Source organism: Microbacterium sp. NPDC055988 (assembly GCF_042269505.1).
Classification (GTDB): domain Bacteria; phylum Actinomycetota; class Actinomycetes; order Actinomycetales; family Microbacteriaceae; genus Microbacterium.
Map to the genome: position 1 here is coordinate 2,749,355 of NZ_JBHJXY010000001.1, position 25,893 is coordinate 2,775,247.

Genomic DNA, 25,893 nt, shown 5'->3' on the forward strand with positions numbered 1-25,893 from the left:
GTCGGGTCGGGGAAGGTCAGCTGCGGGAGGCCTTGGGATCGAGCGCGTCGCGCACGGCGTCGCCGAGCAGGTTGAAGGCGAGCACCGTGATGATGAGCGCGGTGCCGGGCACGATCAGGAACCAGGGGTCGCTGAGGTACCAGTTGCCCGCCTGAGCGGCGTTGAGCATCTGGCCCCAGGAGGGCGTCGGGTCCTTCACGCCGACGCCGAGGAACGACAGTGCGGCTTCGGCGGAGATGTTCGCGGGGATCATCATGGTCGCGTACACGAGCACGACCCCGAGCACGTTCGGGATCACCTGACGGAAGATGATGGTCCGGTGCGAGGCTCCGTAGGACTTAGCCGCCTCGATGTACTCCTGTTCGCGGATGCTCAGCACCTGGCCACGCACGACTCGAGCCAGGTACGCCCAGCCGAAGAAGCCGAGGATCAGCACGAGGGACGCGATGGGGACGAAGCTGCCCTGACCGAGCGGGGTGTCCCGCAGCCGCGACTGCAGGATCGGGGTGAGCGAGAGCACCAGGAGAAGATGCGGGAACGCGAGGAACAGATCGATGATGCGGCTGATGACCATGTCGACCTTGCCACCGAAGTAGCCGGCAGCGGCGCCGAGCACGGTGCCGAGGACGACCGAGACCACGGTAGACAGCAGGGCGATCAGCAGCGAGACCTGCGCTCCGTAGGCGATGCGCGCGAAGATGTCGCGTCCGAGTCCTGGCTCGACCCCGAGCCAGTGCTCCACGGACGGGTACATGTACGCGGGGAGCGGCAGGCCGGGGGTGTTGAAGTTGTCGAGCACTTCGGGCCCGGTGTTCGTGGTGAACGGATCCTGCCCCTCGATCGCGACCAGCACGGGGGCGAGCAGGGCGAAGAGCACGATCGCCACGACGACCCCGAAGGAGGCGAGTGCGACCGGACTCCGACGGATGCGCAGCCACGCCGTCCCGAGGAGCGAGCGTCCGGTCGCGATCTTCGGCGGCGCGGTGGGCAGCGCCTCCGTCTTCGGGGTCAGCGTCTGGGTGTCCGTCACGATCTTCCTTGATGGCTCGGGGAGCGGGTGCTCAGAATTGTATACCAGCATCGGCCAACTTGGGATACCAAATCCTCAAGACGTCAATACAGCGCTGATTTAGTGGGCGGATTCAAGAGCGGCGGTTGAGAGGAGTAGGCGCGTGAGATAGTTTTTGGATACCAAACCGCATCTCAGATCATCGGGGCTCTCATGCGCACACTGCTCACCGCCGACCACGTCCTGGTGTTCGACGGCACCTCACATGCAGAACTTCGGCAGGGGGCCGTGATCGTCGAGGACGATGTGATCGCCTATGCCGGTCCGGCCGAGGAGGCGCCGTCGAACGTCGATGACCGCATTGACCTCGGGGAGAGCCTGCTGATGCCCGGGCTCATCGACCTGGACGCGCTCACGGACATCGACCACCTGATCCTGGACGCATGGGGTACCCGCGAGCAGTCGGCGCGACTGCAGTGGTCAGAAGGCTATTTCGATCGTCGACGGCATGTGTTCGACGAGGAAGAACGCGCGCGAGTGCGGGAGATAGCTCTCGTCCAGCTCGCGCTGCACGGCATCACCTCGTACATGCCCATCGCCTCGGAGGTGCACTCGGCGTGGGCTGAGTCGGCGACCGACCTTCACCGGATGGCGGACTTCTCGCGGAAGCTCGGGCTGCGCGGCTTCCTCGGTCCGTCCTATCGGTCTGGCGTGAACGTCGTGACGGCGTCGGGCGAACGCGTGGTGCGGTTCGCTCCCGAGGAGGGTGAGGTCGGGTTCGCCGACGCCGTCCGATTCCACGACGAACTCGCTGCACTCGACGATCCGCTGCTGACCCCGGTCTTCCTGCCCTGCCGCATCGAGACCTTGACTCCTGCGCTGCTTGCCGCGACCGCAGCGGCGGCTGCCGAGCGCGGCGCGATCGTCCGGCTGCATGCGCTGCAGGGCGAGGTCGAGCGCGAGCTCGTCCTCCATGCCCACGGCTGCACTCCGCTCGAGTTCATCGACAAGATGGGCCTGCTGAACGATCGCCTCATCGTGCCGCACGGCGTCTTCCTCGACGTGAACCCGCGGGTGCACGGCGAAGACCGAGGCGACCTCGCCCGACTGGTCGATGCCGGGGTGTCGATCGTGCACTGCCCGCTGACGAACGCCCGCTACGGATCCGAGCTGGAGACGTTCCAGCGCTATCGGCAGGCCGGAGTGAACTTCGCGCTCGGTACGGATTCGTTCCCGCCCGACCTCGTCCGGGGCATCGACACGGGGGTGTCGGTCGCGAAGGTGCAGAACGGCAGTCTGGCTGCCGGCGACCTCGCGGGTTATGTCGACGCGGTGACGCTCGGAGGGGCTCAGGCGCTTCATCGGCCGGATCTCGGTCGAATCGCCCTCGGCGCCCAGGCCGATCTGACGGCGTTCCGGCTGGACGACGTGCGGATGGGCGCCGTCGATGACCCGCTGCGCACCCTGGTTCTCAACGGCACGGCGCGCGATGCGTGTCTGACGATGGTCGCCGGTCGGGTCGTCATGCGAGACGGGAGGGTCGACGGGATCGACCTCGACGCGATCCGCGCCGACACGCAGATCCTCTTCGCACGGATGCGGAACGCCTACACTGGGCGCGACCATCTGAGCGGAACGACGGACGAGCTCTTCCCTCCGGTCTACCCCCTTCATGCCTGACACCCGAGAGGTTCCGCGATGAGTTCCGACAGCATGATCACCGACGGATCCGCCCTCGCCGAGCGTGTCTATCGCGGCGTGCTGCGCAGGATCATCATCGGCGAGCTCACACCGGGATCCTGGCTGAAGGAGCGGGATCTGTCGGAGCGGTTCGAGGTGTCCCGCGTCCCCGTCCGGCAGGCGCTCCAGCGGCTGGAGGTGGAAGGTTTCGTCGTCACGACCCGCAACAAGGGAGCGAGTGTGACGCCGGTGACCAGGGCAGACGTTGAGGAGCTGTATGACGCGCGGCTGTGCATCGAGCCCTATGCCACGCGCCATGCCGCGCAGCGTGTCCACTCGGGAGCGGCGAGCGCTGACCGGTTGCGCGAGCTCCTCGAGCGTGCGCTCGCTCCGGGGGAGACGGCGGAGTTGGGGGAATCGAATCTCGGGTTCCACCTCGAGATCGTGCGCCTCTCCGGGAATCGCATCCTCGAACGCAGTCTGCTGCCCATGCTCGGCCGGATGCAGTGGATCTTCGGGATCACGCACGCCACGCGCGAGCAGGAGCACGCGGTGGAGCATCAGCAGCTGCTCGACGCCATCGTCGCCGGGCGCGGCGAGGTGGCGGCTGCGCAGGCCTACGCGCACATCGACCAGGGGCGCGAACCCATCATCGAAGCTCTCGCGCGGGCGCTCGACTGGTAGCGACGGTCGTTCGGGTCAGGCAGTGGCACCCACGAGGTCGGCGTGGTGGATCGCGGCGACGTCGGGGTGAGCGCGCAGGCGCGACTTGAGGGCGTTCTCCCCGTAGAGGGCATGGATCGGATTGTTCGGATCCTTCGTCACGCCCTTCGCCTCCGCTGCGAGCTCGGGGGGAAGGTCGATCAGCGGAAGGCGCTGGTCGAGTGCGGGGTTGAAGAAGAACGGGATCGAGATCCGGTCGTTCGGAGCCTTCGGCGACACGACGCGGTGGTTCGTCGCCTTGAGGTATCCGCCGGTGGCGTACTCCAGCAGCTCGCCGATGTTCACGACGAAGGCACCGGGCACCGGCGGCGCATCGACCCAGGTGCCATCGCGTTCGACCTGCAGGCCGCCCTTGCCGGGTTCGACCCAGAGGAGTGTGAGGACGCCCGAGTCCTTGTGCGCCCCGACGCCCTGCTGCGGCTCGGGTTCGTGGGTTCCCGGGTAGCGGACGATCTTGATGAGCGTCGAGGGCTCACCGAAGTGATCGTCGAAGTAGGTCTCATCGGCTCCGAGCGTCTGTGCCCACTCCCGCAGGAGACGCTGGGCGACGTCGGACAGGGTCGCGTGCCATTCGGCGACGACCTCCTGCAGCTCCGGCTGTGCCGCGGGCCACAGGTTGGGCCCGACGAGACGGTTGAACGCCGGACCGCCCTCGACGGGCTCGCGCTCGGGTCCGATGTCGATCTGCTCGCGCCAGTCGACCTGACCCTGGGTCCGCTCGCCGCCGATGCGGGTGTAGCCGCGGAAGTGCGGGCTGTTGACGTTCTCGATGGCGAGCTTGTCGGCCTCGGGGAGCGCGAAGAAGTCGAGGGCGGCGCGGTGCAGGCGCGCCTCGAGCTCGGGGGAGATGCCTGTGCCGGTGAGGTAGAAGAAGCCGACGTCGTGCGTCGCCGCCCTCAGGTCGTCGCGGAATCGTGCGGCGGCCTCCGGGCCTTCATCGAGCTGGGACAGGTCGAGGATGGGGAGCGAGAGTTCAGCCATGGACCGAGGGTATGTCGGCTTTCGGGGCGGGAGGGCGACTGTTGCGCCGCGTTACCGTCCGGGGTCACCGGTGGGCGGCATTCGGTGTTCCGGAATGATGCGAACGCGGTGCTAGAGTCCTTGAGGTAAGGGCTGCCTTACCTCAGTCGTCGCTAAAGAAATCGTCTCCGTGCTCGCCACTTTTCTCATCGGCCTCCGTGAAGGTCTGGAAGCCGCGCTCGTCGTCGGCATCCTCGTCGCCTACCTCCGCCGCCTCGGCCGGAAGGACGCCCTGCCGAAGATGTGGGTCGGTGTCGGCCTCGCCATCGTCCTGGCCCTGGGTATCGGTGCCGTGCTCACCTTCGGCGCCTACGAGCTCACTTTCGAGGCGCAGGAGTTGATCGGCGGCGGGCTCTCGCTGCTCGCCGTCGCGATGGTCACGTGGATGATCTTCTGGATGCAGCGTGCCGGACGCACCATGAAGGCGACGCTGGAGGGTGGCATCGATCGTGCGCTCACGGTCGGCGGACTCTGGGCGTTGATCGCGATCGGCTTCGTGTCGGTCGCGCGTGAGGGTATCGAGACGACGCTCCTCCTCTGGTCGATGGTGCAGGCCTTCGGCGACGCGCCGTCCGCTCTCCTCGGCGCTCTGCTCGGGCTCGCGGCCGCCGTCATCATCGGCTGGCTCATCTCGCGCGGGGCCGTGAAGCTCGACCTGCGCCGCTTCTTCGCCTGGACCGGCGGCTTCCTGGTCATCGTCGCCGCGGGTGTTCTCGCCTATGCTCTGATGGATCTCCAGGAGGCCGGCGCCCTACCCGGCCCGTTCACCAGCGTGGCGCCGCTCGATCCCGCCACCGGGGCGGTCGCGATCGGGTGGGCGGCGTTCCCGTTCGGCTGGGCGTTCGACGTGTCGTCCGCCATCGCACCGAGCGGTGCGCTCGCCGCTGTGCTGCAGGCCACTGTCGGCTTCATGCCGGCGATGACCTGGCTGCAGGTCATCGCCTGGACTCTCTACATCCTCATCGTCGGTTCGCTGTACGTCCGCGGTCTCCGCTCGCGCCGTGCGCCGGAGCCCCGCGCTTCGACCGAGCCCGAATCCGACACGACCCCTCTCTCACCACAAGGAGCAGTATGACCACCTCTCATCGTGTCCTGGGGGCACTGGCCGCCGCAGGCGCTGCCGTCCTCGTCCTGAGCGGCTGCGTCGCGAAGAGCGATGTCGCGGCAGGTGCCGCGTTCGACGTCTCGTCGACCGATGGCGACTGCGCGGTCTCGGCGGCGACGGCGAAGAGCGGAACTCTCACCTTCGACGTGAAGAACGACACGGATCAGGTCTCGGAGTTCTACCTGCTGGCCGAGGACGGTCTGCGCATCGTCGGTGAGGTGGAGAACATCGCGCCGGCCGCCTCGCGCACGCTGACCGTGGTCGCACAGCCCGGCGACTACTTCACGCTGTGCAAGCCCGGCATGCTCGGCGACGGTGTCGGAAAGGCGGCCTTCACCGTCACCGGTGACCGCGTCGCCGTCGACGGTCCCGATGCCGAGCAGAAGCAGCAGGCCGTCGACCTCTACGCTGCGTTCGTCAAGGACCAGGTCGGCCAGCTCGTCCCGGCCGTCGAGGAGTTCGTCGCGGCGTACGAGTCAGGAGATGACGAGGCCGCCCGCGAGCAGTTCCCGCTGACCCGTGCGTTCTACGAGCGCATCGAGCCGGTCGCCGAGGCGCTCGGAGACCTTGATCCGCGAATCGACTACCGCGAGGTCGACGCGGTGGCCGAGGGCCTGGACTGGACGGGGTTCCACCGCATCGAGAAAGATCTGTGGGTGCCGGCGCAGGACGCGCTCAACGCCGATGGTGAGACCCCGGCCTGGCAGGACTGGGCGCCGTCGACGCCGGCAGAGCGCGCCGACTTCGGCGACCTGCTGCTCGCCGACGTGCAGGAGCTCTACGACTATGTGCATTCCGACGACTTCACGACGGCTCTCGACGATCAGGGGATCGGAGGCATCTCGAACGGCTCCATCGCACTGCTCGACGAGGTCGCCACGGGCAAGATCTCGGGCGAGGAGGACTGGTGGTCGGGCACCGACCTCTACGACTTCGCGGCGAATGTCGAAGGCTCGAAGATGGCGTTCTCGCTGGTGAAGGACTTCGCTGCGGCACAAGGCGACGACGGTGAGGCACTCGTCGAGGAGATCGAGGGCGGCTACGCCGCGCTCGAGGAGTCTCTCGCCGCCCACGGCTCACTGACGGACGGCTTCGTCGGCTATTCCGAACTGACCGAAGACGACAAGCGCGAGTTCACCGACCTGATCAACGCACTGGCCGAGCCGCTCTCCCAGCTCACCAGCACCGTCCTCGACTGATCGGCGTCGAGCGGAATCGAACGGATACCATCACGGACGTGAACGAACCAGCAGCGGCGGCCTCGCCCGACACCTCATCGGCGGGTGAGGTCTCCGCTTCCGGCGGGCTGAGCAGACGCGGACTCCTCGGCCTCGCCATCGGCGGTGGCGTGGCCGGGCTTGCGGTCGGGGCGGGCGCGGGCCTGGCCGGGGGAGTGGCGCTGGGCCGGGCGCGCGCAGCGGAGGACGCGCATTCGGCGTACGAGTTCTTCGGGGCGCACCAGGCCGGCATCACCACGCCGGTGCAGGATCATCTGCATTTCGCGAGCTTCGACATGATGCCGCGCAGCGATCGCGACGATCTGATCTCGCTGCTGCAGGATTGGTCGTACGCCGCGGCTCGCATGTCGCAGGGACTCGAGGTCAGCGCGAGCGGAGCCGTCGGCGGACCCGCCGAAGCACCGCCGGACGACACCGGCGAGGCGCAGGGACTCCCGGCCTCCGGCCTCACGATCACGTTCGGGTTCGGGCCCGGCCTCTTCGAGAACGAAGACGGCGACCGCTACGGGATAGCCGCGCGGCGTCCACCGGGCCTCGAACGGCTCCCGCCATTCCTCGGCGACGATCTCGACCCGCAGGCCTCCCACGGAGACCTCTGCATCCAGGCCTGCGCCGACGACCCCCAGGTCGCCGTGCACGCGATCCGCAACCTCAGTCGTATCGCCTTCGGGCGTGCGCGCCTGCGCTGGTCGCAGTTGGGATTCGGCAAGACCTCGCGCACGACCGCCGCGCAGGCCACGCCCCGCAACCTCTTCGGCTTCAAGGACGGCACCGCGAACATCCTCGCCGATGACACCGAGGCCCTCGTCGACCATGTGTGGGTTTCTGAAGAGGACGAACCCGCCTGGCTCGCGGGAGGCTCGTACCTCGTCGCCCGCAAGATCGCAATGCTGATCGAGACCTGGGATCGTGTGCGCCTGTCGGAGCAGGACGCGATCATCGGACGTGACAAGGGGGAGGGTGCGCCGCTCTCGGGCGGAGATGAGTTCACCCCGCCCGATTTCCGCGGTCGTGCCATCGACGCGAACAGCCACGTGAGCCTGGCGCACCCCGAGCAGAATGACGGGGTGCGGATCCTGCGCCGCGGCTACAACTATGTCGACGGCAACAACGAGCTCGGACGCCTCGACGCCGGACTCTTCTTCCTGTCGTACCAGCGCGACCCCGCGCAGTTCATCTCGCTGCAGAGGCGGCTGTCGACCGATCTGATGAACGAGTACATCCGGCACGTCGGTTCTGGGATCTGGGCCGTGCCGCGAGGAGCGACGCCCGGATCGTACGTGGGCGCGCAGCTGTTCGCCTGACTCTGCTCAGACCCCGTGTCGGGCGGTCTCGAGGATGTCGACCACCGTGGCGGCCATCTCGTCCGCGCCGAAGTGGTCGGCAGCGGTGATGGTCACGACCGTGTCGTCGAGGAAGATCAGCAGCTGGCCGTGTGCGCCGTGCAGCCGCCACCCGCGGCCGGGACCACCCCAGCCGGCGAGGGCGTAGCGATCGTAGCCGGGGTTCGGGCCGGCGACGACCCCGTTCTCGTGCATCGCATCGATCCACTGCGGTGAAACCAGTTGCTCCCCCTGCCATCTCCCGCGATCACGGATCAGCAGCCCGATCCGCGCCACCTCGCTCGTTCTCAGAGAAAGCCCGCCGCCCGCTTCGATGCGTCCGTTCGGGCTCCGCGCCCAGGTCGCGCCATCGATTCCGAGCGGACGGAAGAATCGGGCATCCAGGTAGTCGCCCACATCTCCGACTCGAGCGGCGAGTGCCGTCATCGCGGTGTAGGTGCTGGCGTTCGAGTACTGGAACACCCGCCCGCGCGACGGCCGACTCAGGAACTCGCGGGCGAGGTCCGGCCAGTCGGTCATCAGCGTCTCGGACCACGGCAGGTCGATGCCGCTCGACATCGTGAGCAGGTGGCGCAGGGTGACCGCGTCGACGTCGTCACCGAGGTCGAAGTCGGGCAGGTACGTGGCCACGGGCACATCGAACGAGATCGCGCCCTCATCGGCGGCGATCGCGGCCGCGAGCACGCACACGCCCTTGGCGACCGAATGCACGTCCTCGCGCACATCTGGTGTCCAGCGGTATTCCGCGTCGCCGGCTCCGATGCGCACGTGGAGTCCGTGTGCGTCGAAGCCGGAAGTGGACACGGCCTCGACGATGCGGTCGCGGACTGCCTCGGCGACGGTCATCGCGAGTCGGCTCGCGGTCGTCGCGATCCGGTCGGGTCGTTTCGGCGTCCTTCACGCGATGTGAGCGCGGGGTCGGCGAAGAGCCAGCGGGGGCGAGGCTCGACGAGTGGCCGGAACACCCAGCGCACCGGCTTGGTGGCCAGCAGCAGTGCGACGACCACGGAGAGTGCCGTCACCAGCGGCAGCCAGATCCACGTCGGCTCCAGATCGCGCAGCGCGCCCGTCTCGCGGAACGGATAGAGCACGAACGAGTGGAGAAGGTAGACGTACATCGTGTATTGGCCGAACGTGGTCCACCGGTACGAGCCGCGCGGGATCAGGGCGAAGAAGGCGGCGCACAGCAGGACCGCCAGCAGCATCAGGGCGATGCGGATCGCGCCGGCCCACCACTGGTCGCCGACCAGGTCGGAGTACGAGTCCTCGTAGAACAGCCAGTGGCGCAGGTCGACGGCCTGCCACAGTGGCAGCCAGTTCCACGCCGCCCAGCCGACCCCCGCGAAGACCGCGACGGCGGCGACCCGGATCCACCAGGGGCGGAAGTCGAGCAGGCGGAGCCGATCGACGATGTCGTGCTCGCGCAGCCACCAGCCGAGCGCGAAGAACGGCAGGAGGCCGAGAGTGCGGGACAACGAGAACGTGCTGTCGACGTTCGGAAGGTAGCCGGAGCCGATCGAGATCACGACCGTCCACAGCAGCGGCCAGCGCAGCAGTGCGAGATAGGGGAGCACCAGCCGGAAGATGCCGAGCGCGAGCAGGAACCACAGGGTCCAGCTCGGCTTCGTGAAGTTCGGTGTCGCCTCGCCCTCGACGAGCCACTTGGTGAGCGTCCACAGGGTCTCGAAGATCACGTACGGGAGGATGATGTCCGTGATCACCCGGGCCATCTGCGTCTTGGTGGGCGTGCCCGACTTGGAGAAGTAGCCGGAGATGATCGCGAACGCCGGCATGTGGAACGCGTACAGCGCCAGGTAGAAGGCGAAGGCGATGTCCGAATCGTAGATGAGTCGCTGGATCGCATGCCCGAGCACGACGAGGACGATGCAGATGTATCGCGCGTTGTCCCAGAAGGGCACGCGCCGGCGTTTTCGCGGGATCGATCCTGTGGTGGGCCCTGAGATGTCGGCGCCGGTACTGCTCATCGTTCGAGGCTACAGGCCGGGAATAAAGTTGCGATGAGCGCGTTGACACATATACATTCAAATGAATAGAAACGGGTGCGAGTCATCCGGTTCGGAGAACACGGAGCAATCATGAGCGAGCAGTCAGGCGCGCAGGCGATGCAGTTCGGCATCATGTCGGTCAGCGACATCACCCGCGATCCCACCACGGGCATCACCCCCAGCGAGCAGGAGCGCATCAAGGCGACCACGGCCATCGCCGTACACGCCGAAGAGGTCGGCCTCGACGTCTTCGCGATCGGCGAGCACCACAACCCGCCGTTCTGGTCCTCCAGCCCGACGACCTTCCTGGCGGCCCTGGCCGCGCAGACCGAGCGCCTCATCGTGTCGACCTCGACGACGCTCATCACCACGAACGACCCCGTGCGCATCGCCGAGGAGTACGCGATGCTGCAGCATGTGTCCGACGGGCGCATGGACCTCATGCTCGGGCGCGGCAACACCGGACCGGTCTACCCCTGGTTCGGTCAGGACATCCGCCAGGGACTCCCGCTCGCCATCGAGAACTATGCGCTGCTGCACAAGCTGTGGCGCGAAGACGTCGTCGATTGGGAAGGAAAGTTCCGCACCCCGCTGCAGGGCTTCACCTCGACGCCGCGTCCCCTCGACGGCATCGCGCCCTTCGTGTGGCACGGCTCCATCCGCACCCCGGAGATCGCGGAGCAGGCCGCCTACTACGGCGACGGGTTCTTCGCGAACAACATCTTCTGGCCGAAGGAGCACTACCAGCGGCTCATCGAGCTGTACCGTCAGCGCTTCGAGCACTACGGTCACGGCACTCGGGAGCAGGCGATCGTCGGCCTCGGTGGTCAGGTGTTCATGGCAGCCAAGTCGCAGGACGCGGTGAACCAGTTCCGTCCGTACTTCGACAATGCGCCGGTGTACGGTCACGGGCCGAGCATGGAGGACTTCACCGAGATGACGCCGCTGACGGTCGGTTCACCGCAGCAGGTCATCGATCGCTACGCCGGCATGCGCGAGCACTACGGCGACTACCAGCGTCAGCTCTTCCTCATCGACCACGCCGGTCTCCCGCTGAAGACGGTTCTGGAACAGCTCGACATCCTCGGGTCCGAGGTCGTGCCGGTGCTGCGCAAGGAGCTTGCGAAGGACCGCCCGTCCTCCGTGCCGGACGCACCGACCCACGCCGCCCGGGTCAAGGCCGAGTTCGGTGACGGTCCGACGCGCCAGGCTCGCCCCGGCGCCAACCGCGGTGACAACCTCACCGGCGACTCGCCTTACCAGGACAGCCCGGCACCCGCCGGGGCAGCGTTCGGGCTCAGCCGGAAGGAGGCGTGAGATGACCTCGCGTCGTATCGCCGTCGTGGCGGCGGGGCTCTCGAACCCGTCGTCCACCAGGATGCTCGCCGATCGGCTGGCCGCAGAGACGGTGAAGGCCCTCGCGGAGCGCGACATCGAAGCCACCGTCGACGTGATCGAACTGCGCGACTATGCGCACGACATCACGAACAACATGCTCACGGGGTTCGCGCCCCAGGCGCTCGAGACCGCGATCAACACGGTGGTCTCCGCCGACGCGCTCATCGCCGTCACGCCGATCTTCTCGACGAGCTACTCGGGGCTGTTCAAGTCGTTCATCGACGTGCTGGACCCCGATGCGCTCACGGGGAAGCCGGTGCTGATCGGCGCGAACGCGGGAACCGCACGGCATTCGCTGGCGATCGACTATGCCATCCGTCCGCTGTTCGCCTATCTGCACGCCGAGGCCGTCTCGACGGGCGTGTTCGCGGCATCGAGTGACTGGGGCGACTCGGGTGACGATGTCGCTCCGCTCGCCAAGCGCGTGGAGAAGGGGGCGCGAGAACTCGCTGATGTGATCGCCCGAAAGGAAGCGACGACGGTCGTGGACCCCTACGATCCCGCGACGTACCTGGGCGAAGGCCGCTCTTTCGGGCACATGCTGGGCGGTCTCGCCGGGGAGTGATCCGCCTTCCTCCGACCAGAAACGCGCCGAACGCCCGAAGCGGGCGTGCGGCGCGTTTCATCGTTCGGGGAGGTCACATCCCGGCCTGCAGATCGGCCGGGCGTCGCCCTGCGTCGGAGCGGTCCTCGAAGATCAGTCCGTCACCGGCACCACGAGTCCACCGTCGCCCACTCCGTCCGCTTCCTGTCGCCAGGCATACTCCGTCTCGGGGCGGCCTCGTGCGCCACGACGGGCGGTTCGGAGGACGACTCCTTCGGCGGTCAGGTGCTCGAGGTACCGGCGGGTCGCCACACGGGAGAGCCCGAGCCGATCAGCGGCTTCGCGTGCCGACAGCGGCCCGTGCGCGCGCAGCTCCATCGTGACGCTCTCCAACGACGTGGACGACAGTCCTTTGGGGAGTGGGATCGCTGCGGTCGCACGGCCGAGCAGCGCATCGATCTCCGCCTGCGTGGCCTGGCCTCTGGTCGATCGCGCTTGTTCCCGATGAACGCGGTACTGCTCCATCCGCTCCCGGAACACCGCGAACGGGAACGGCTTGACGAGGTACTGGTGCACGCCCAGCGCCGCCATCTGTCGGACGCTCTCCGCATCGCGCACGCCGGTGATCGCGATCACGTCGGTGGCGGCGGCACGGGCGCGCAGCCCGCGCAGGACGTCGATCCCGGAGCCATCGGGCATGGTGATGTCGAGGAGAACGAGGTCGAACGCGTCTGCGCCGGGGTGCTTCAGCACGGCATGCACCGCTGCGCGGGCACTGCTGCATTCCCCCGCGACGATGAACCCGTCGAGCCGGGCCACGTAGTCCCGGTGCAGTTCGAGGGTCAGGGCATCGTCGTCGACGATCAGCGTGCGGATCATGGTTGCGACCTCCGGGACTGCGCGCCGGGGAGGACGACGCGGAACATCGTAGGGTCGTCGCTCACCGTGACCGAACCGCCGACACCCGTGACCACGGAGCGCACGAGTGCCAGCCCCACGCCGCGTCCCTGCGCATCGGCGGGCTTCGTGGAATAACCCTGGTCGAAGATCCGCTCGCGGAGCGACTCCGGTATGCCGGGGCCGCTGTCGGCCACGTCCAGCACGATGCCCCCGTCGCCACTCGGGCGCAGCAGCACCTGCACCCACCTGTCGTCGGACTCGGCTGCCGCGTCCATCGCGTTGTCCACGAGGTTGCCGAGCACCGAGACGGCGTCCACGGGTGACAGCGGGGTGCGCGGTGTGTCCGGCTCGATGCGGACGCGCCAATCGATGCCGCGCTCCTTCGCCTGGGACGCCTTGCCGAGCAGGAGAGCGCCCACGGCGGGGTCCCCGTGGCGGCGGGCGGTCACCTGATCGACGAGCGACTGACTCTGGCGCGACGTCTCCGTGAGGATCTCGATCGCCTCCGCTGTGCGCCCGAGCTCCAGCAGCGCGACCGCGGCGTGCATCCGGTTGCCGTGTTCGTGGGTCTGCGCGCGCAGCGCCTCGCCCAGCGTCCGGATGGATTCGTACGACGACACGGCATCCCGCAGCTGCCCCGGCGGAAGGTCGCCGGCGATGCGCCGGGTCAGCCGCCGAGCGATCACGGCCCCGCCGGCACCGAGCGCGACCAGTCCCACGGTGATGCCGAGTGAGAGGGGCAGTCGTCGGAGCAGGGTATCGCTGATCGATTCGGTCGTGACGCCGGCGGCTACCCACCCGATGAGCTCTCCGCGGGATGTGGTCACCGGCGCGATCGTGCGAACCGATCGTCCGAGCGTGCCGGTGAACTCTTCCGTCAACGTGCGAGCTGTCGTCGGGATGGTGCCGAGGTAGTGTCCACCGATCCGGGTGAGGTCGGGGTGCGTGATCCGGATGCCGTCCGGCGTCATGATCGTGATGAAGTCCAGATCTGCGTCCTCGACGACGACGCTGGCATATGGTTCGAGCGCAGCGGTGACCGCCTCGTCCTCGTCATCGACCTCCGCCTGCAGACCGGCGACGACGGCGGGGGAATGCGCGAGTGCGACAGCTGTCGCTGCGGTCACACGCTCGGCTTCGGCACGGATGGCGCGCTGCGCCTCGACCACGAGGAACACCGCCACCAGTGCGCCGATGACCACTGCCGCGCCGAGCACGACGAGGAACACACGCGAGGCGATGCTGCGTCCGGAGGTGTGCGGCATCGCTTCCTCCGCTCGTCGATGGTCGGTGTCGAGACCAATACGACCACAAATCGCATCGGGGTGGGCGGTGGACCACCGTGAGAACCGATCGGCGGTGCAGAAGCCGCCATTCCGACGAAGCCGTCGACGATCGAGGAGGAAGCCATGGCGCTCACAACAGGATTCGCACTGCCGAAGTTCAACTGGCGACGAGGGAAGCCCGCGTGGGACCGGCACACCTGGCTGTACGTGTCCGTGCTGATCGCCGTCGTGCTCGGCGCAGTGGTGGGGCTCATCTGGCCGGAGGTGGGTCGAGGGTTCGAGGCGCTGGGCACGGGGTTCGTCGCACTGATCAAGATGATGATCGCCCCGATCATCTTCTGCACGATCGTGGTGGGCGTCGGATCCATCGCCAAGGCGGCGACGGTCGGCAAGATCGGCGGCCTCGCTCTCCTCTACTTCATGGTGATGTCGACGTTCGCCTTGGCGATCGGACTCGTCGTCGGAAACCTCATCCATCCGGGTGCGGGGCTCGACATGGCGTCTTCGACCTATGACCCGGTCGAGGCCCAGGCCAAGACGACGCAGGACTTCATCCTCGGCATCATCCCGACCACATTCTTCTCCGCCTTCACGGGAGAGAGCGTGCTGCAGGTGCTGTTCATCGCACTACTCGTCGGTTTCGCGCTGCAGGGACTAGGTGAGCGCGGCGCCCCCATCATGGAGGCGGTCAAGCAGCTGCAGAAGCTCGTCTTCCGCATCCTCGGGATGATCCTCTGGCTCGCACCCATCGGCGCGTTCGGAGCGATCGCCGCCGTGGTGGGTAAGACCGGCGTGGCGGCGATCTGGAGTCTCGGGACGCTGATGGTCGCGTTCTACATCACCTGCATCCTGTTCATCGTCGTGATCCTCGGCGTGATGCTGTGGGCGGTGACGCGGGTGAACATCTTCGCCCTCATGAAGTACCTCGCACGGGAGTACCTGCTGATCGTCGGCACATCGTCATCGGAGTCGGCGCTGCCTCGCCTCATCGCGAAGATGGAGTTCGTCGGTGTGTCCAAGCCCGTCGTCGGCATCACGGTGCCGACCGGATACTCGTTCAACCTCGACGGGACCGCGATCTACCTGACGATGGCCTCCCTCTTCATCGCCACCGGGATGGGGCAGCCGATGTCGATCGGCGAGCAGATCGGACTGCTGGTGTTCATGATCATCGCGAGCAAGGGAGCGGCCGGAGTGACCGGTGCGGGACTGGCGACACTCGCCGGAGGTCTGCAGGCTTATCGCCCCGATCTCGTCGACGGGGTGGGCGTCATCGTCGGCATCGACCGCTTCATGTCGGAGGGGCGCGCGCTGACGAACTTCACCGGCAACGCCGTGGCGACCCTCCTGATCGGCACGTGGACCCAGCAGATCGACCGCGACCGCGTGCGTCGGGTGCTGAGCGGTGAACTTCCCTTCGATGAGTCGCTGCTCGACGGCGTCGACGCGCACGGGCATCCGGACGCGCCTCAGGGTGCGGACGTGCAGGAGCTGCGAGACGCAGCCGTGACGGAGATGGCGGCGAAGCAGGAGCGGGCAAGGGCCCGCGCGGAACGCTGACGAAAGAAGTGAGGGATGCGGGAGCCAGCAGTGAACGGGCTCCCGCATCCGCGCGGTCAACCGCTCTTGCGTCGGAACTCGCGCCGGGTCTGCGGGGCGTTCGCACTGTGCACGGCGGAGTCGCCATCCAGGTGCGCCTCGCCCTGCCGGTGGTGCGCGTTCTTCTTCTCGAGCGCTTCCTTGAACTTGCGCTTCATCTCCTCAGACGAGGAGGCGCCTTCTTCGGTGCTCATGACCCGAGCCTAGAGCACCTGCCGCGGCGGGTCACCCTCTCGTGCCGCGCAGGATGCGATCCAGCAGCACGCCCAGACCCAGCGCGACGACGATCGATATCGGGACGGCGACCAACGGCCCGCCGGGAACGATGGCGGCGACCAGGGCGCCCACCGCTGCCTGGTACAGCGCCCATCCGGTCGCAGCCACGGCGACCAGCGCGAGGTACCGCGGCGGGTGGATGCGCGACGCCCCGGCGACCAGGTTGATCGCCAATCGCGCGAAGGGCACGAATCGCGCGGTGAAGAGCACGGTGGCCGTCCCGTCGTCCAGGCGCCGCCGCGCCCATCCCAGTGCCTGCTGCACACGAGGCGCCCGCATCCATCGCCAGCGATCGGTGCCGACGATCCTGCCGATCAGGTAGCAGCAGGCGTCGCCGACGGTCGCGGCCACCGCGGCGCAGACGACGACCGCCCAGAGCGGCGGGGATCCGGTGGTCACGGCCAGCGCTCCGAGCGCGGTCACCGCGATCTCGCCCGGCACGACGACGAAGAAGGCGTCTCCGACCACGAGCAGGCTCATCAGCGCCAGGCTCCATGGGCCGGTGAGGGTTTCGGCGAGCAGATCCGTCGACACGTCGCTCACTGTGCCCGCGGACGGTGAACGGCAACCAAAGAGCACATAGCCGGTGACCCGCCGCCCAGCATCCGGTGAACATCCGGTGCCTCAGGCCGTTTACGACAGGTGCGCTCTCGGAGCTCGGTCATCCTGAGGCTGTGAGAGTAGCGATCGTCACGGAGTCCTTCCTTCCGCACATGAACGGCGTCACCGGGTCTGTGCTGCAGATCCTGCGACACCTCGAGCAACAGGGGCACGACGCCCACGTGATCGCGCCCGCCGCCGCGGGAATGCCCGGGGAGGTGCACGGTGTGCAGATCGAGGCGATCCCGAGTCTCGCGCTTCCGGGGTATCACAGCGTCAGGGTCGGCACGTCGGGAGTCTCGCGCATCGCCTCCTCCCTGCGCCGGTTCCAGCCCGAGGTCGTGCATCTCGCCTCGCCGTTCGCACTCGGATGGCGCGCGGTGCTCGCCGCCGAGCGGATCGGTGTCGCCTGCGTCGCCGCGTACCAGACCGACGTTGCGGCCTACACGGAGCGCTATCGGGTCGCCGCGGCCACCGGAATCGCTCAGACACACATCGCGCGACTGCACCGACGAGCCACGTTGACGCTCGCGCCCTCTGCGGACTCCGCCCGGCAGTTGGCCGGACTGGGAGTCGATCGTGTGCGCCGCTGGGGGAGGGGCGTCGACGCGGAACGCTTCCAACCGAGTCGTCGGGATGCTGCGCTGCGTGCCGGGTGGGACGCCGAGACCGTGATCGGCTACGTCGGCCGCCTCGCTCCGGAGAAGCAGGTCGAGGACCTCGCCGTGCTCCACGACATCCCGGGTACTCGGCTGGTGATCGTCGGAGACGGCCCCAGCAGGGCCCGGTTGGAGGTGCTGCTCCCGAACGCGCTGTTCCTCGGCCACCTCGCCGGCTCGGCGCTCGCCGCGGCCATGGCGTCGTTCGACGTCTTCGTGCACCCCGGAGAGAGCGAGACGTTCGGGCAGACCCTGCAGGAAGCGCACGCCAGCGGAGTTCCGGTGATCGCGACCGGGCGCGGCGGACCCCTCGATCTCGTCCGCATGGGGGTCGACGGGTGGCTTTACCGTCCCGGTGACCTCGGCGATCTGCGCATGCGTGTGGCCGATCTGGCAGGTGATGCCCGCAAACGGCGTGCATTCGGCGAAGCCGGCCGAGAAGCGGTGCAGAGTCGCAGCTGGGCGAGTGTATGCGAGCAACTGCTCGGCCACTTCGAGGAGGCTCAGCGGCTGCAGCGGGTGGACGCGTCTTCGCGCGCTCGCCGTGGCGCGAGGCCCGAGTCGCCGCCGCCTGTCCCCGCACGCCGCTGGCGCCGCTTCGTCGCCCTGGGCGATTCGCTCACGGAGGGCCTGTGTGATCCGGCCCCGGACGGAGCTCTGCGCGGATGGGCCGATCGGCTCGCGCTGCTGCTCGCCGCACAGGGCGGGCTGCACTATGCGAATCTCGCGATCCGATCCAAGCGCGTGAGCGATGTGTCCGGTCGACAGCTGGAGCGTGCGCTCGAGTTGCATCCTGACCTCGTGTCGATCTTGATCGGTGCGAACGATCTGGTGAAGAGTCATGTCGACGTCGCGGCGCTCGCCGCGGAGCTGGAGCACACCGTCGTGCGGCTCCGGGCGGTCGGTGCGGATGTGCTGCTGGTCACTCCTTTCCTGCCGGGTCGTCGAGCGGCTGCGATCTACGCACGGCGGTTCGCGGCATTCGCGACGGCGATGACGGGGGTCGCGGCGCGCACGGGAGCGATCCTGATCGACACGGATCTGCACCCCTCGCTGGGCGAGCGGCCGAACTGGGGTGAGGATCTGGTTCATCTGAGCAGTCGGGGGCACCGTTTCCTCGCTTATCGCGCGGCAGAGATGCTGGGCGTTCCCGATGCGGATGCATTGGGCGTCCTCGACGCCGCCCTGCACGAGCACGAGCCGATCGGCGCGGGCGTGTGGTGGCGCCGGCATGCGCTGCCGTGGGTCTGGCGTCGCCTGCATGGCCGTGCGGCAGGCGATGGTCGAACCGCGAAGCATGACGACTACGTGTATCTCGGGCGCTCGTCCGCGACGCGATGGGCGAACGTCGGCTGATCCTCTCGGCCGGTGGTCAGCGGCGGCCCATCCCGTGATACTGCCAGCCCGCTGCGCGCCAGGCTGCGGCGTCGAGGCAGTTGCGCCCGTCGATGATGACCCTTCCTCGGACCAGACCGCCGGCGTGCGCGGGGGAGAGGTCGCGACGGTACTCGTCCCACTCGGTGACGACGACGACCGCATCGGCCTCCCGAAGGGCATCGTCGCGATCCCGCGCGTAGCCCAGCTGCGGATGCGCGGCAGCGGCGTTCTCCATCGCGGCGGGATCGGTTACAACGACATCTGCTCCGAGGCCGCGCAGGCGAACAGCGACGTCAAGGGCCGGGGAGTCGCGGATGTCATCGCTGAACGGTTTGAACGCGGCGCCGAGCACAGCGATCCGACGTCCGAACACGAGCCCGCCCAGCGCGTCGACGACGAGTCGGACCGCCCTCTCTCGGCGCCGGACGTTGATCGCGTCCACCTCGTGGAGGAAGCCGACCGCTTCACCGCGACCCAGCTCCTCCGCACGTGCGGCGAACGCGCGGATGTCCTTGGGCAGGCACCCGCCGCCGAAGCCGATGCCGGCGCCGAGGTAGCGTCGACCGATCCGCGAGTCGTGGCCGAGGGCGTCGGCGAGCAGCGCCACGTCGGCGCCGGAGGCCTCGGCGATCTCCGCCATCGCGTTGATGAACGAGATCTTGGTCGCGAGAAACGCGTTCGCGGCCCCCTTGACGAGTTCGGCCGTGGCGAGGTCGGTGACCAGGAACGGCGTCCCCGTCTCCACAGCCGCCGCATAGACCTCGCGGAGCACTTCGACGGCGCGTGCACCGGCCGCGTCCGGTTCGGCGCCGACGACGAGTCGGTCCGGTGTCAGAGTGTCGTGCACGGCCCAGCCCTCGCGGAGGAATTCGGGGTTCCACACGAGGGTCGCGCCGGAGTCGACGATGCGGGTCGCGAGTCGTGCGGCAGTGCCGACCGGAACGGTCGATTTGCCTGCGACAACGTCGCCGGGACGGAGGTGGGGGAGAAGCCCCTCGACCGCCGCGTCGACGTAACGGAGGTCGGCGGCGTGACCGCCCGGGATCTGCGGCGTCCCGACAGCGAGGAAGTGCACCTTCGCGCCCGCGGCGTCCGCCATCCGATCACTGAACCGGAGCCGTCCGGACTCCCGCCCCTTGGTGAGCAGCTCGGTCAGCTGTGGTTCGAAGAACGGCGCGGAGCCTGCATCGAGCGCCGCCACCTTCCGCTCGTCGACGTCGATGCCGACGACGTCGTGTCCGATGGAGGCCATGGCTGCGGCGTGCACGGCACCGAGGTACCCGCAGCCGATCACTGACATGCGCATGGACACAGCACAACCGACTCCCGCCACGGAGTGGCATCCGCCCGGTGAACGTTCCGTGGCCGGCGCATGTCCGCTGCGCGATCGGGGACGACGTGGGTTTTGTGGCACGCGCTGGTAGGGTGGAGGCGGTTGGCGTGTGTCAACCGCACAATCGAATATCGACTCATGGAGCGAGCGGCGGAGAAGCTGGTCCCCTGTGGTGGGTTCCTCGGCAGGACGTGTCGGGTGGCTTTCTACTGGTGGCCAGCGCAGGCGACATTCGCGGGAATGCCCGCGCGCCCGAACCCTTCCGTTCCGCTCCTTTGAACATGCTCGCGCGTCACATGGACTCGCGAGTCTAAACAAAGAAGGAGAGACCTCTTGGAAGGTCCTGAAATCACCGCCACCGAGGCCGTTCTCGACAACGGCCGCTTCGGCACCCGCACCATCCGCTTCGAGACCGGCCGCCTCGCGCAGCAGGCTCAGGGCGCAGTCGCCGCGTACCTCGACGGCGAGACCATGCTCCTCTCGGCCACCAGCGCAGGCAAGCACCCGCGCGAAGGCTTCGACTTCTTCCCGCTGACGGTCGACGTCGAGGAGCGCTCCTACGCCGCCGGCAAGATCCCCGGCTCGTTCTTCCGTCGCGAGGGCCGCCCCTCCACCGAGGCGATCCTCGTCTGCCGTCTGATCGACCGTCCGCTGCGCCCGTCGTTCGTCGACGGCCTGCGCAACGAGGTCCAGGTCGTCATCACCGTCATGTCGATCGCTCCCGGTGAGTTCTACGACGCTCTCGCGATCAACGCCGCGTCGGCGTCCACGCAGATCTCGGGTCTTCCGTTCTCGGGCCCCGTCGCCGGTGTGCGCCTCGCGTTCATCCCGGGCAACGGCCAGAACGACGACCAGTGGGTCGCATTCCCGACCGCCGAGCAGGTCTCGGAGGCCGTGTTCGACCTGATCGTCGCCGGTCGCGTGGTGACCAAGGCCGATGGCACGGAAGACGTCGCCATCATGATGGTCGAGGCCGAGGCGACCGAGGGCAGCTGGAACCTGATCAAGGCCGGCGCCACCAAGCCGAACGAAGAGATCGTGGCCCAGGGCCTCGAGGCCTCGAAGCCCTTCATCGCTCAGCTCGTCAAGGCTCAGGCCGAGCTCGCTGCGACCGCGTCGAAGGAGCCGGGCGTCTACCCGGTGTTCCCGGCGTACAGCCAGGAGGTCTACGACTTCGTCGCCGGCCGCTCCTACGACGAGCTCGTCGGCGTCTACCAGATCGCCGACAAGGTCGAGCGTCAGACCGCTGACGACGCGATCAAGGACCGAGTCAAGGCCGAGCTCATCGACGCCACCGAGGCGGGCTCGCTCCCGGCTGCGGCTCCGCTCGAGTTCTCTGCGGCGTACAAGTCGGTCACCAAGAAGATCGTCCGTGGTCGCATCCTCACCGAGGGCGCTCGCATCGACGGCCGTGGGCTCGCGGACATCCGCCCGCTCGACGCCGAGGTGCAGGTCATCCCGCGCGTGCACGGCTCCGCGGTCTTCCAGCGCGGCGAGACCCAGATCCTGGGTGTCACCACGCTGAACATGCTCAAGATGGAGCAGCAGATCGACTCGCTGTCGCCGGTCACGAGCAAGCGCTACATGCACCACTACAACTTCCCGCCCTACTCGACCGGTGAGACCGGCCGTGTCGGTTCGCCGAAGCGTCGCGAGATCGGGCACGGCTTCCTCGCCGAGCGCGCACTCGTGCCGGTGCTGCCGAGCCGCGAGGAGTTCCCGTACGCGATCCGTCAGGTGTCCGAGGCGCTGAGCTCCAACGGCTCGACGTCCATGGGCTCCGTGTGCGCGTCGACCCTGTCCCTGCTGAACGCGGGTGTGCCGCTGCGCGCCCCCGTCGCCGGTATCGCGATGGGCCTCGTCTCCGACGAGGTGGACGGCGAGACCCGCTACGCGGCGCTGACCGACATCCTCGGTGCGGAAGACGCTCTCGGCGACATGGACTTCAAGGTGGCGGGTACGAGCGACTTCGTCACGGCGATCCAGCTCGACACGAAGCTCGACGGCATCCCGACGTCGGTGCTCACGGGCGCGCTGACGCAGGCTCGCGAGGCTCGCCTCACGATCCTCAACGTCCTGAACGCCGCGATCGACGCACCTGACGAGATGGCGCCCACCGCGCCGCGCGTCATCAGTGTGCAGATCCCGGTCGACAAGATCGGTGAGCTGATCGGCCCGAAGGGCAAGACGATCAACGCGATCCAGGACGAGACCGGCGCGCAGATCTCCATCGAGGAGGACGGCACCGTCTACATCGGCGCGACCGACGGCCCCTCGGCCGAGGCCGCCCGCGCCCAGGTCAACGCGATCGCCAACCCCACCAACCCGGAGGTAGGGGAGCAGTTCCTCGGCACCGTCGTGAAGATCGCCACATTCGGTGCGTTCATCTCGCTGCTCCCGGGCAAGGATGGTCTGCTGCACGTCACCGAGGTGCGCAAGCTCGCCGGTGGCAAGCGTGTGGAGAACGTCGACGACGTGCTGTCGGTCGGTCAGAAGATCCTCGTCAAGATCACGAAGATCGACGACCGCGGCAAGCTCTCGCTCGAGCCGGTTCTCGACGATGCCGCCGCCGCAGAGGCAGCTCCTGCAGAGGACGCGGCCGCCGAGTAAGCGCGAATTGCGAAACCGGGACCCGGGTCTGTCCGTCGAGGACGGGCCCGGGTTCCGTCGTATCCGCGTGACCAAATCGTTATCGGGCGTTTCCGCGCCGTTCCCCGGATTGGTCAGGGCGTTCGATGAATTCGCTTACCCTCGAAGTACGCACCGGGGGGTGCAGATCCAGCAGGTACGCAGGTCGGCACGCACCGATCGACGCGGGGGTGAGAGAGTATGCGGTTGTTCAGCGTAGGCGCAGGTGCGTCGACTGATCGCGCCCAGCAGCAGGGCGAGCACCCGTCCGCCCCGATCCCCATCGTCGGACCGGGGATAGGGGAGACCATCCGAGTCCCGCTCGGCGAGACCGGCTACGAGACCTTCCCTCTGATGCTGGGTGCCGCCGAGTTCGGATGGAACGTCGACCTCGAGACCAGCCACGGCATTCTCGATCGCTATCTGGAGTTCGGCGGTAACGCCATCCACACGGCCGACGGATTCTCCGGCGGACGCAGCGAGCACATCATCGGCCAGTGGCTGCGGTCTCGCGGGCGACGTGATCGTGCCGTGCTGAGCGTGCGCATCGGAGCCCACGCCGACAATCCCGGGCTGGGCTCCGTCAACCTCGTGCGGGCTGTCGAGGGCTCGCTCACACGGCTCGGCGTCGAGCGCATCGACGTCCTGTACCTCGACGCGACGCTCGACGCGACGACCAATCTCGAAGACACCCTGGCGACCGTCGAATGGCTGTCGGACGCGGGGAAGGTGGGTGCGCTCGGAGCCTTCGGCCTGTCACCGGAGCGCCTGGTCGAGGCGCGGATCCTCGCCTCGGCCGGTTACCCGCGCATCCAGGTGATCGATGCGCCGTACAACCTCATCCGTCGTCAGCCGTTCGAGGGAGACCTGCGCCTCGTCGCCGGCGCGCAGAACCTCGCGGTCACTCCGTCGCATGCCCTCGAGCACGGCTTCCTCTCAGGGCGTCACCGCAACAAGGCGCTCACCTCGCGTGGTGTGCGCGGCGAGCAGCTGCGTGGGCACCTGAATCGGCGGGGGACCAAGATCCTGCGCGCGCTCGACCAGGTGGCCGAAGAGCTGGCCGTTCCCGTTGCAGCGGTCTCGGTTGCCTGGTTGCTCGCCCAGCGCACGGTCGCGGCACCGATCGTGAACACGTTCGCGACCGATCACGTCGACGAGCTCATGCAGGGTGCGGGAGTCTCGCTCTCGCGGAGCCACGTCGCCGAGTTGACCCGGGCCGGCAACTGAGCATCGTCCCGCCCGTGACATAGGGTGGGAGGGAGGCCCGGCGGATGCTGGCGATGAAGCGAGCGAGTTGTGACGCACTACATATATCTGGTCAGACATGGTGAACATCAGGATGCGGAGCATGGTCTCGCCGACGGACCCCTCTCTCCTCGAGGGCAGCGTCAAGCCGAGTTGATCGCCGACCGGCTGTCCGGACTTCCGCTCGACGCGGTGTGGCATTCGCCGTTGCTCCGTGCCAACGAGACGGCTCGAGCGATCGCGGCCCGTCTGCCGTCGGTCGACCCGGAGCCCACCGCGCTGCTGTTCGATTGCGTGCCCACGGGGATGACCGAAGAGACTCCCGCGGTGTTCGAACCGTTCTTCGGCTCGGTCACCGAAGCCGAGATCGAAGCGGGGCGCGCACAGATGTCGGATGCGGTCGAGGAGTTCCTCGTGCGCAAGACCGGTGACGTGCACGAGGTTCTCATCACGCACAACTTCGTGATCTCCTGGTTCGTCCGTGAGGTGCTCGCCGCACCCGAATGGCGGTGGATGACACTGAACCAGTCGCATTGCGGCCTGACGGTGATCGCGCAGAAGCAGGGGCGGCCGTGGACCCTGCTCACCCACAACGACACCGGGCACCTTCCGGTGGAGCTCCGCACGGGCATTCCCGACGCGTTGCTCGTCTGAGATCTCTCAGGTCCGGGATGGGGTGTGATCCACCCCGCGCGCCCCCGGCCGGAGGGAGTCGCCGCCGAAATAGACTGGACGCATGACCACGCAGGTAGCCCTCGTCGGCGGAACCGGGAAGCTCGGCACGATCATCGGTGCGGTGATCGATGAGCTCGAGGGCTTCGAGGTGAGCCGTGTGCTGACCTCGTCGAGCGATCTCTCCGAGCTGGATGGCGCCGACCTGGTCGTCGATGCCTCGACACCGCAGGTCAGCATCGAGGTCGTCCGAGCCGCCGTCGAACGAGGCATCAACGTTCTCGTCGCGACGTCCGGGTGGTCCTCGGAACGGATCGCTCTCGTGCGCCCGCTCGTCGAAGCCGCCGGCACCGGCGTGGTCTTCATCCCGAACTTCTCGCTCGGCTCGGTGCTCGGATCGGCACTGGCCGCCGCCGCCGCCCCGTTCTTCGGCTCCGCCGAGATCATCGAAGCGCACCGCGAGACCAAGATCGATTCGCCGAGCGGCACCGCTGTGCGCACGGCCGAGCTCATCGCAGCGGCCCGGGCGGAGCAGGGGCCGGTCAGCGCTCCGCACGCCGATCAGCGTGCGCGGGGGCAGCAGGTGGGCAGCGTGCCGATCCATTCGCTGCGGCGCCCCGGGGTCGTCGCCAAGCAGGAGGTCATCCTCTCGGGACCCGGCGAGTCGCTGACCTTCACGCACGACACCACGGACTCTGCGCTCGCGTACGCGCCGGGGATCCGTCTCGCCGTCCCCTTCGCCGCTCAGGCCAGCGGCGTGATCGTCGGCCTCGAGCACATGATCGATATCGGCATCCGCTCGTGATGTCACGGATCGGCGTCGGGTTGATGGCCGCGGCGCTCCTGGTCTACCTCGCCGTCGCGATCTGGCTTGCCGTGATGTTCATCTCGGTCGGCACTCCGGTCTCGATCGGCATGGGCATCACGCTGCTGGTGCTGGCACCGATCGGGGCCTGGGCGCTGGTTCGGGAGATGATGTTCGGCTTCGGAGCTGATCGCCTCGGACGGCTTCTCGACACCGAAGGCGGGATGCCTCCGGTGGAGACGGAGCTGACGCCGAGCGGTCGCATCGCGCGGGCCGACGCGGATCCGCTCATCGCGCGGTACACCGCAGAGGCCGATGCCTCCGACGATGACTGGCGCGCACGCTACCGACTGGGGGTCGTGCAGGACGCCGCCGGACGTCGGAAGGATGCCAGGGCCAGCATCCGCGAGGCCATCCGCCTCTCGCGTCGCTGACCCCAGCCTCGTC

Annotated in this window: 23 protein-coding genes; 14 read left to right on the plus strand and 9 right to left on the minus strand. The window is 68.0% G+C overall.

Going from position 1 to position 25,893, the window contains the following annotated elements; translation table 11 throughout:
* Positions 1-16: 16 nt before the first annotated feature.
* Positions 17-1,030: an ABC transporter permease gene (locus ACFC14_RS13105; protein ID WP_376105168.1), complete on the minus strand. Its 1,014-nt coding sequence runs from the start codon at positions 1,028-1,030 to the stop codon at positions 17-19.
* A gap of 192 nt (positions 1,031-1,222) precedes the next feature.
* Here ACFC14_RS13105 and ACFC14_RS13110 point away from each other — a divergent pair, with 192 nt between their 5' ends.
* Together ACFC14_RS13110 and ACFC14_RS13115 are read left to right on the plus strand one after the other, a co-directional pair.
* Positions 1,223-2,689 (plus strand): chlorohydrolase family protein, encoded by a 1,467-nt coding sequence (locus ACFC14_RS13110; RefSeq protein WP_376105171.1) that lies wholly within the window; start codon positions 1,223-1,225, stop codon positions 2,687-2,689.
* Between the two features lie 18 nt (positions 2,690-2,707).
* Positions 2,708-3,373, plus strand: a complete 666-nt coding sequence (locus tag ACFC14_RS13115; protein ID WP_376105174.1) for a GntR family transcriptional regulator — start codon at positions 2,708-2,710, stop codon at positions 3,371-3,373.
* Between the two features lie 15 nt (positions 3,374-3,388).
* Here ACFC14_RS13115 and ACFC14_RS13120 read toward each other — a convergent pair whose 3' ends face one another.
* Entirely contained in the window at positions 3,389-4,393 is a 1,005-nt protein-coding gene (locus tag ACFC14_RS13120) for an isopenicillin N synthase family dioxygenase (protein WP_376105177.1), read from the minus strand.
* A gap of 169 nt (positions 4,394-4,562) precedes the next feature.
* On the opposite strand from ACFC14_RS13120, the gene efeU reads away from it, so the two are divergent.
* Genes efeU through efeB form a run of 3 tightly spaced genes read left to right on the plus strand, consistent with a single transcriptional unit; the run spans position 4,563 to position 8,079 of the window.
* On the plus strand, positions 4,563-5,507 hold the full coding sequence (gene efeU, locus ACFC14_RS13125) for an iron uptake transporter permease EfeU (RefSeq protein WP_376105180.1): 945 nt from the start codon (positions 4,563-4,565) through the stop codon (positions 5,505-5,507).
* Positions 5,504-6,736: an iron uptake system protein EfeO gene (gene efeO / locus ACFC14_RS13130; protein ID WP_376105183.1), complete on the plus strand. Its 1,233-nt coding sequence runs from the start codon at positions 5,504-5,506 to the stop codon at positions 6,734-6,736. The genes efeU and efeO overlap by 4 nt, the downstream gene beginning before the upstream one ends.
* 38 nt (positions 6,737-6,774) lie before the next feature.
* Complete coding sequence (efeB, locus tag ACFC14_RS13135) at positions 6,775-8,079, plus strand: iron uptake transporter deferrochelatase/peroxidase subunit (RefSeq protein WP_376105186.1); 1,305 nt, start codon at positions 6,775-6,777, stop codon at positions 8,077-8,079.
* A 6-nt stretch (positions 8,080-8,085) separates the two neighbouring features.
* Here efeB and ACFC14_RS13140 read toward each other — a convergent pair whose 3' ends face one another.
* Together ACFC14_RS13140 and ACFC14_RS13145 are read right to left on the minus strand one after the other, a co-directional pair.
* A complete protein-coding gene (locus ACFC14_RS13140; RefSeq protein ID WP_376105189.1) occupies positions 8,086-8,964 on the minus strand; it encodes a serine hydrolase domain-containing protein in 879 nt (292 codons plus the stop codon).
* Positions 8,961-10,103 (minus strand): acyltransferase family protein, encoded by a 1,143-nt coding sequence (locus tag ACFC14_RS13145; RefSeq protein ID WP_376105192.1) that lies wholly within the window; start codon positions 10,101-10,103, stop codon positions 8,961-8,963. The genes ACFC14_RS13140 and ACFC14_RS13145 overlap by 4 nt, the downstream gene beginning before the upstream one ends.
* Positions 10,104-10,214: 111 nt before the next feature.
* Here ACFC14_RS13145 and ACFC14_RS13150 point away from each other — a divergent pair, with 111 nt between their 5' ends.
* Positions 10,215-11,441, plus strand: coding sequence for an LLM class flavin-dependent oxidoreductase (locus tag ACFC14_RS13150; RefSeq protein WP_376105194.1), 1,227 nt, complete (start codon positions 10,215-10,217; stop codon positions 11,439-11,441).
* A 1-nt stretch (position 11,442) separates the two neighbouring features.
* Positions 11,443-12,087 carry an FMN reductase gene (locus ACFC14_RS13155; protein WP_376105197.1) on the plus strand — a complete coding sequence of 215 codons (645 nt, stop codon included), beginning with the start codon at positions 11,443-11,445 and terminating at the stop codon, positions 12,085-12,087.
* A gap of 132 nt (positions 12,088-12,219) precedes the next feature.
* Here the strand turns inward: ACFC14_RS13155 and ACFC14_RS13160 are convergent, their stop codons facing one another.
* Entirely contained in the window at positions 12,220-12,945 is a 726-nt protein-coding gene (locus ACFC14_RS13160; protein WP_376105200.1) for a response regulator, read from the minus strand.
* Positions 12,942-14,231: an ATP-binding protein gene (locus ACFC14_RS13165; RefSeq protein WP_376105203.1), complete on the minus strand. Its 1,290-nt coding sequence runs from the start codon at positions 14,229-14,231 to the stop codon at positions 12,942-12,944. Before ACFC14_RS13165 ends, ACFC14_RS13160 begins: the two co-directional genes overlap by 4 nt.
* A gap of 144 nt (positions 14,232-14,375) precedes the next feature.
* Here ACFC14_RS13165 and ACFC14_RS13170 point away from each other — a divergent pair, with 144 nt between their 5' ends.
* Entirely contained in the window at positions 14,376-15,812 is a 1,437-nt protein-coding gene (locus ACFC14_RS13170; protein ID WP_376105206.1) for a cation:dicarboxylate symporter family transporter, read from the plus strand.
* A 56-nt stretch (positions 15,813-15,868) separates the two neighbouring features.
* Here the strand turns inward: ACFC14_RS13170 and ACFC14_RS13175 are convergent, their stop codons facing one another.
* Together ACFC14_RS13175 and ACFC14_RS13180 are read right to left on the minus strand one after the other, a co-directional pair.
* Positions 15,869-16,045, minus strand: a complete 177-nt coding sequence (locus ACFC14_RS13175) for a DUF5302 domain-containing protein (protein WP_017830923.1) — start codon at positions 16,043-16,045, stop codon at positions 15,869-15,871.
* Positions 16,046-16,076: 31 nt separating this feature from the next.
* Positions 16,077-16,661, minus strand: a complete 585-nt coding sequence (locus ACFC14_RS13180) for a DedA family protein (RefSeq protein WP_376105211.1) — start codon at positions 16,659-16,661, stop codon at positions 16,077-16,079.
* A 140-nt stretch (positions 16,662-16,801) separates the two neighbouring features.
* Between ACFC14_RS13180 and ACFC14_RS13185 the strand changes: the two genes are divergently transcribed.
* Positions 16,802-18,742 (plus strand): GDSL-type esterase/lipase family protein, encoded by a 1,941-nt coding sequence (locus ACFC14_RS13185; protein ID WP_376105214.1) that lies wholly within the window; start codon positions 16,802-16,804, stop codon positions 18,740-18,742.
* 16 nt (positions 18,743-18,758) lie between these two features.
* Here ACFC14_RS13185 and ACFC14_RS13190 read toward each other — a convergent pair whose 3' ends face one another.
* On the minus strand, positions 18,759-20,069 hold the full coding sequence (locus ACFC14_RS13190) for a UDP-glucose dehydrogenase family protein (RefSeq protein ID WP_376105217.1): 1,311 nt from the start codon (positions 20,067-20,069) through the stop codon (positions 18,759-18,761).
* Positions 20,070-20,429: 360 nt separating this feature from the next.
* On the opposite strand from ACFC14_RS13190, the gene ACFC14_RS13195 reads away from it, so the two are divergent.
* The 5 genes from ACFC14_RS13195 (at position 20,430) to ACFC14_RS13215 (ending at position 25,880) form a co-directional block, all read left to right on the plus strand.
* Positions 20,430-22,706: a polyribonucleotide nucleotidyltransferase gene (locus ACFC14_RS13195; RefSeq protein ID WP_376105220.1), complete on the plus strand. Its 2,277-nt coding sequence runs from the start codon at positions 20,430-20,432 to the stop codon at positions 22,704-22,706.
* Positions 22,707-22,925: 219 nt separating this feature from the next.
* Positions 22,926-23,951: an aldo/keto reductase gene (locus ACFC14_RS13200; RefSeq protein WP_376105223.1), complete on the plus strand. Its 1,026-nt coding sequence runs from the start codon at positions 22,926-22,928 to the stop codon at positions 23,949-23,951.
* Between the two features lie 69 nt (positions 23,952-24,020).
* Entirely contained in the window at positions 24,021-24,623 is a 603-nt protein-coding gene (locus tag ACFC14_RS13205) for a histidine phosphatase family protein (RefSeq protein ID WP_136043710.1), read from the plus strand.
* A gap of 82 nt (positions 24,624-24,705) precedes the next feature.
* Positions 24,706-25,446: a 4-hydroxy-tetrahydrodipicolinate reductase gene (dapB, locus tag ACFC14_RS13210; RefSeq protein WP_136043711.1), complete on the plus strand. Its 741-nt coding sequence runs from the start codon at positions 24,706-24,708 to the stop codon at positions 25,444-25,446.
* A complete protein-coding gene (locus ACFC14_RS13215; protein ID WP_376105227.1) occupies positions 25,446-25,880 on the plus strand; it encodes a hypothetical protein in 435 nt (144 codons plus the stop codon). The genes dapB and ACFC14_RS13215 overlap by 1 nt, the downstream gene beginning before the upstream one ends.
* The last annotated feature ends 13 nt before the right edge of the window (positions 25,881-25,893 follow it).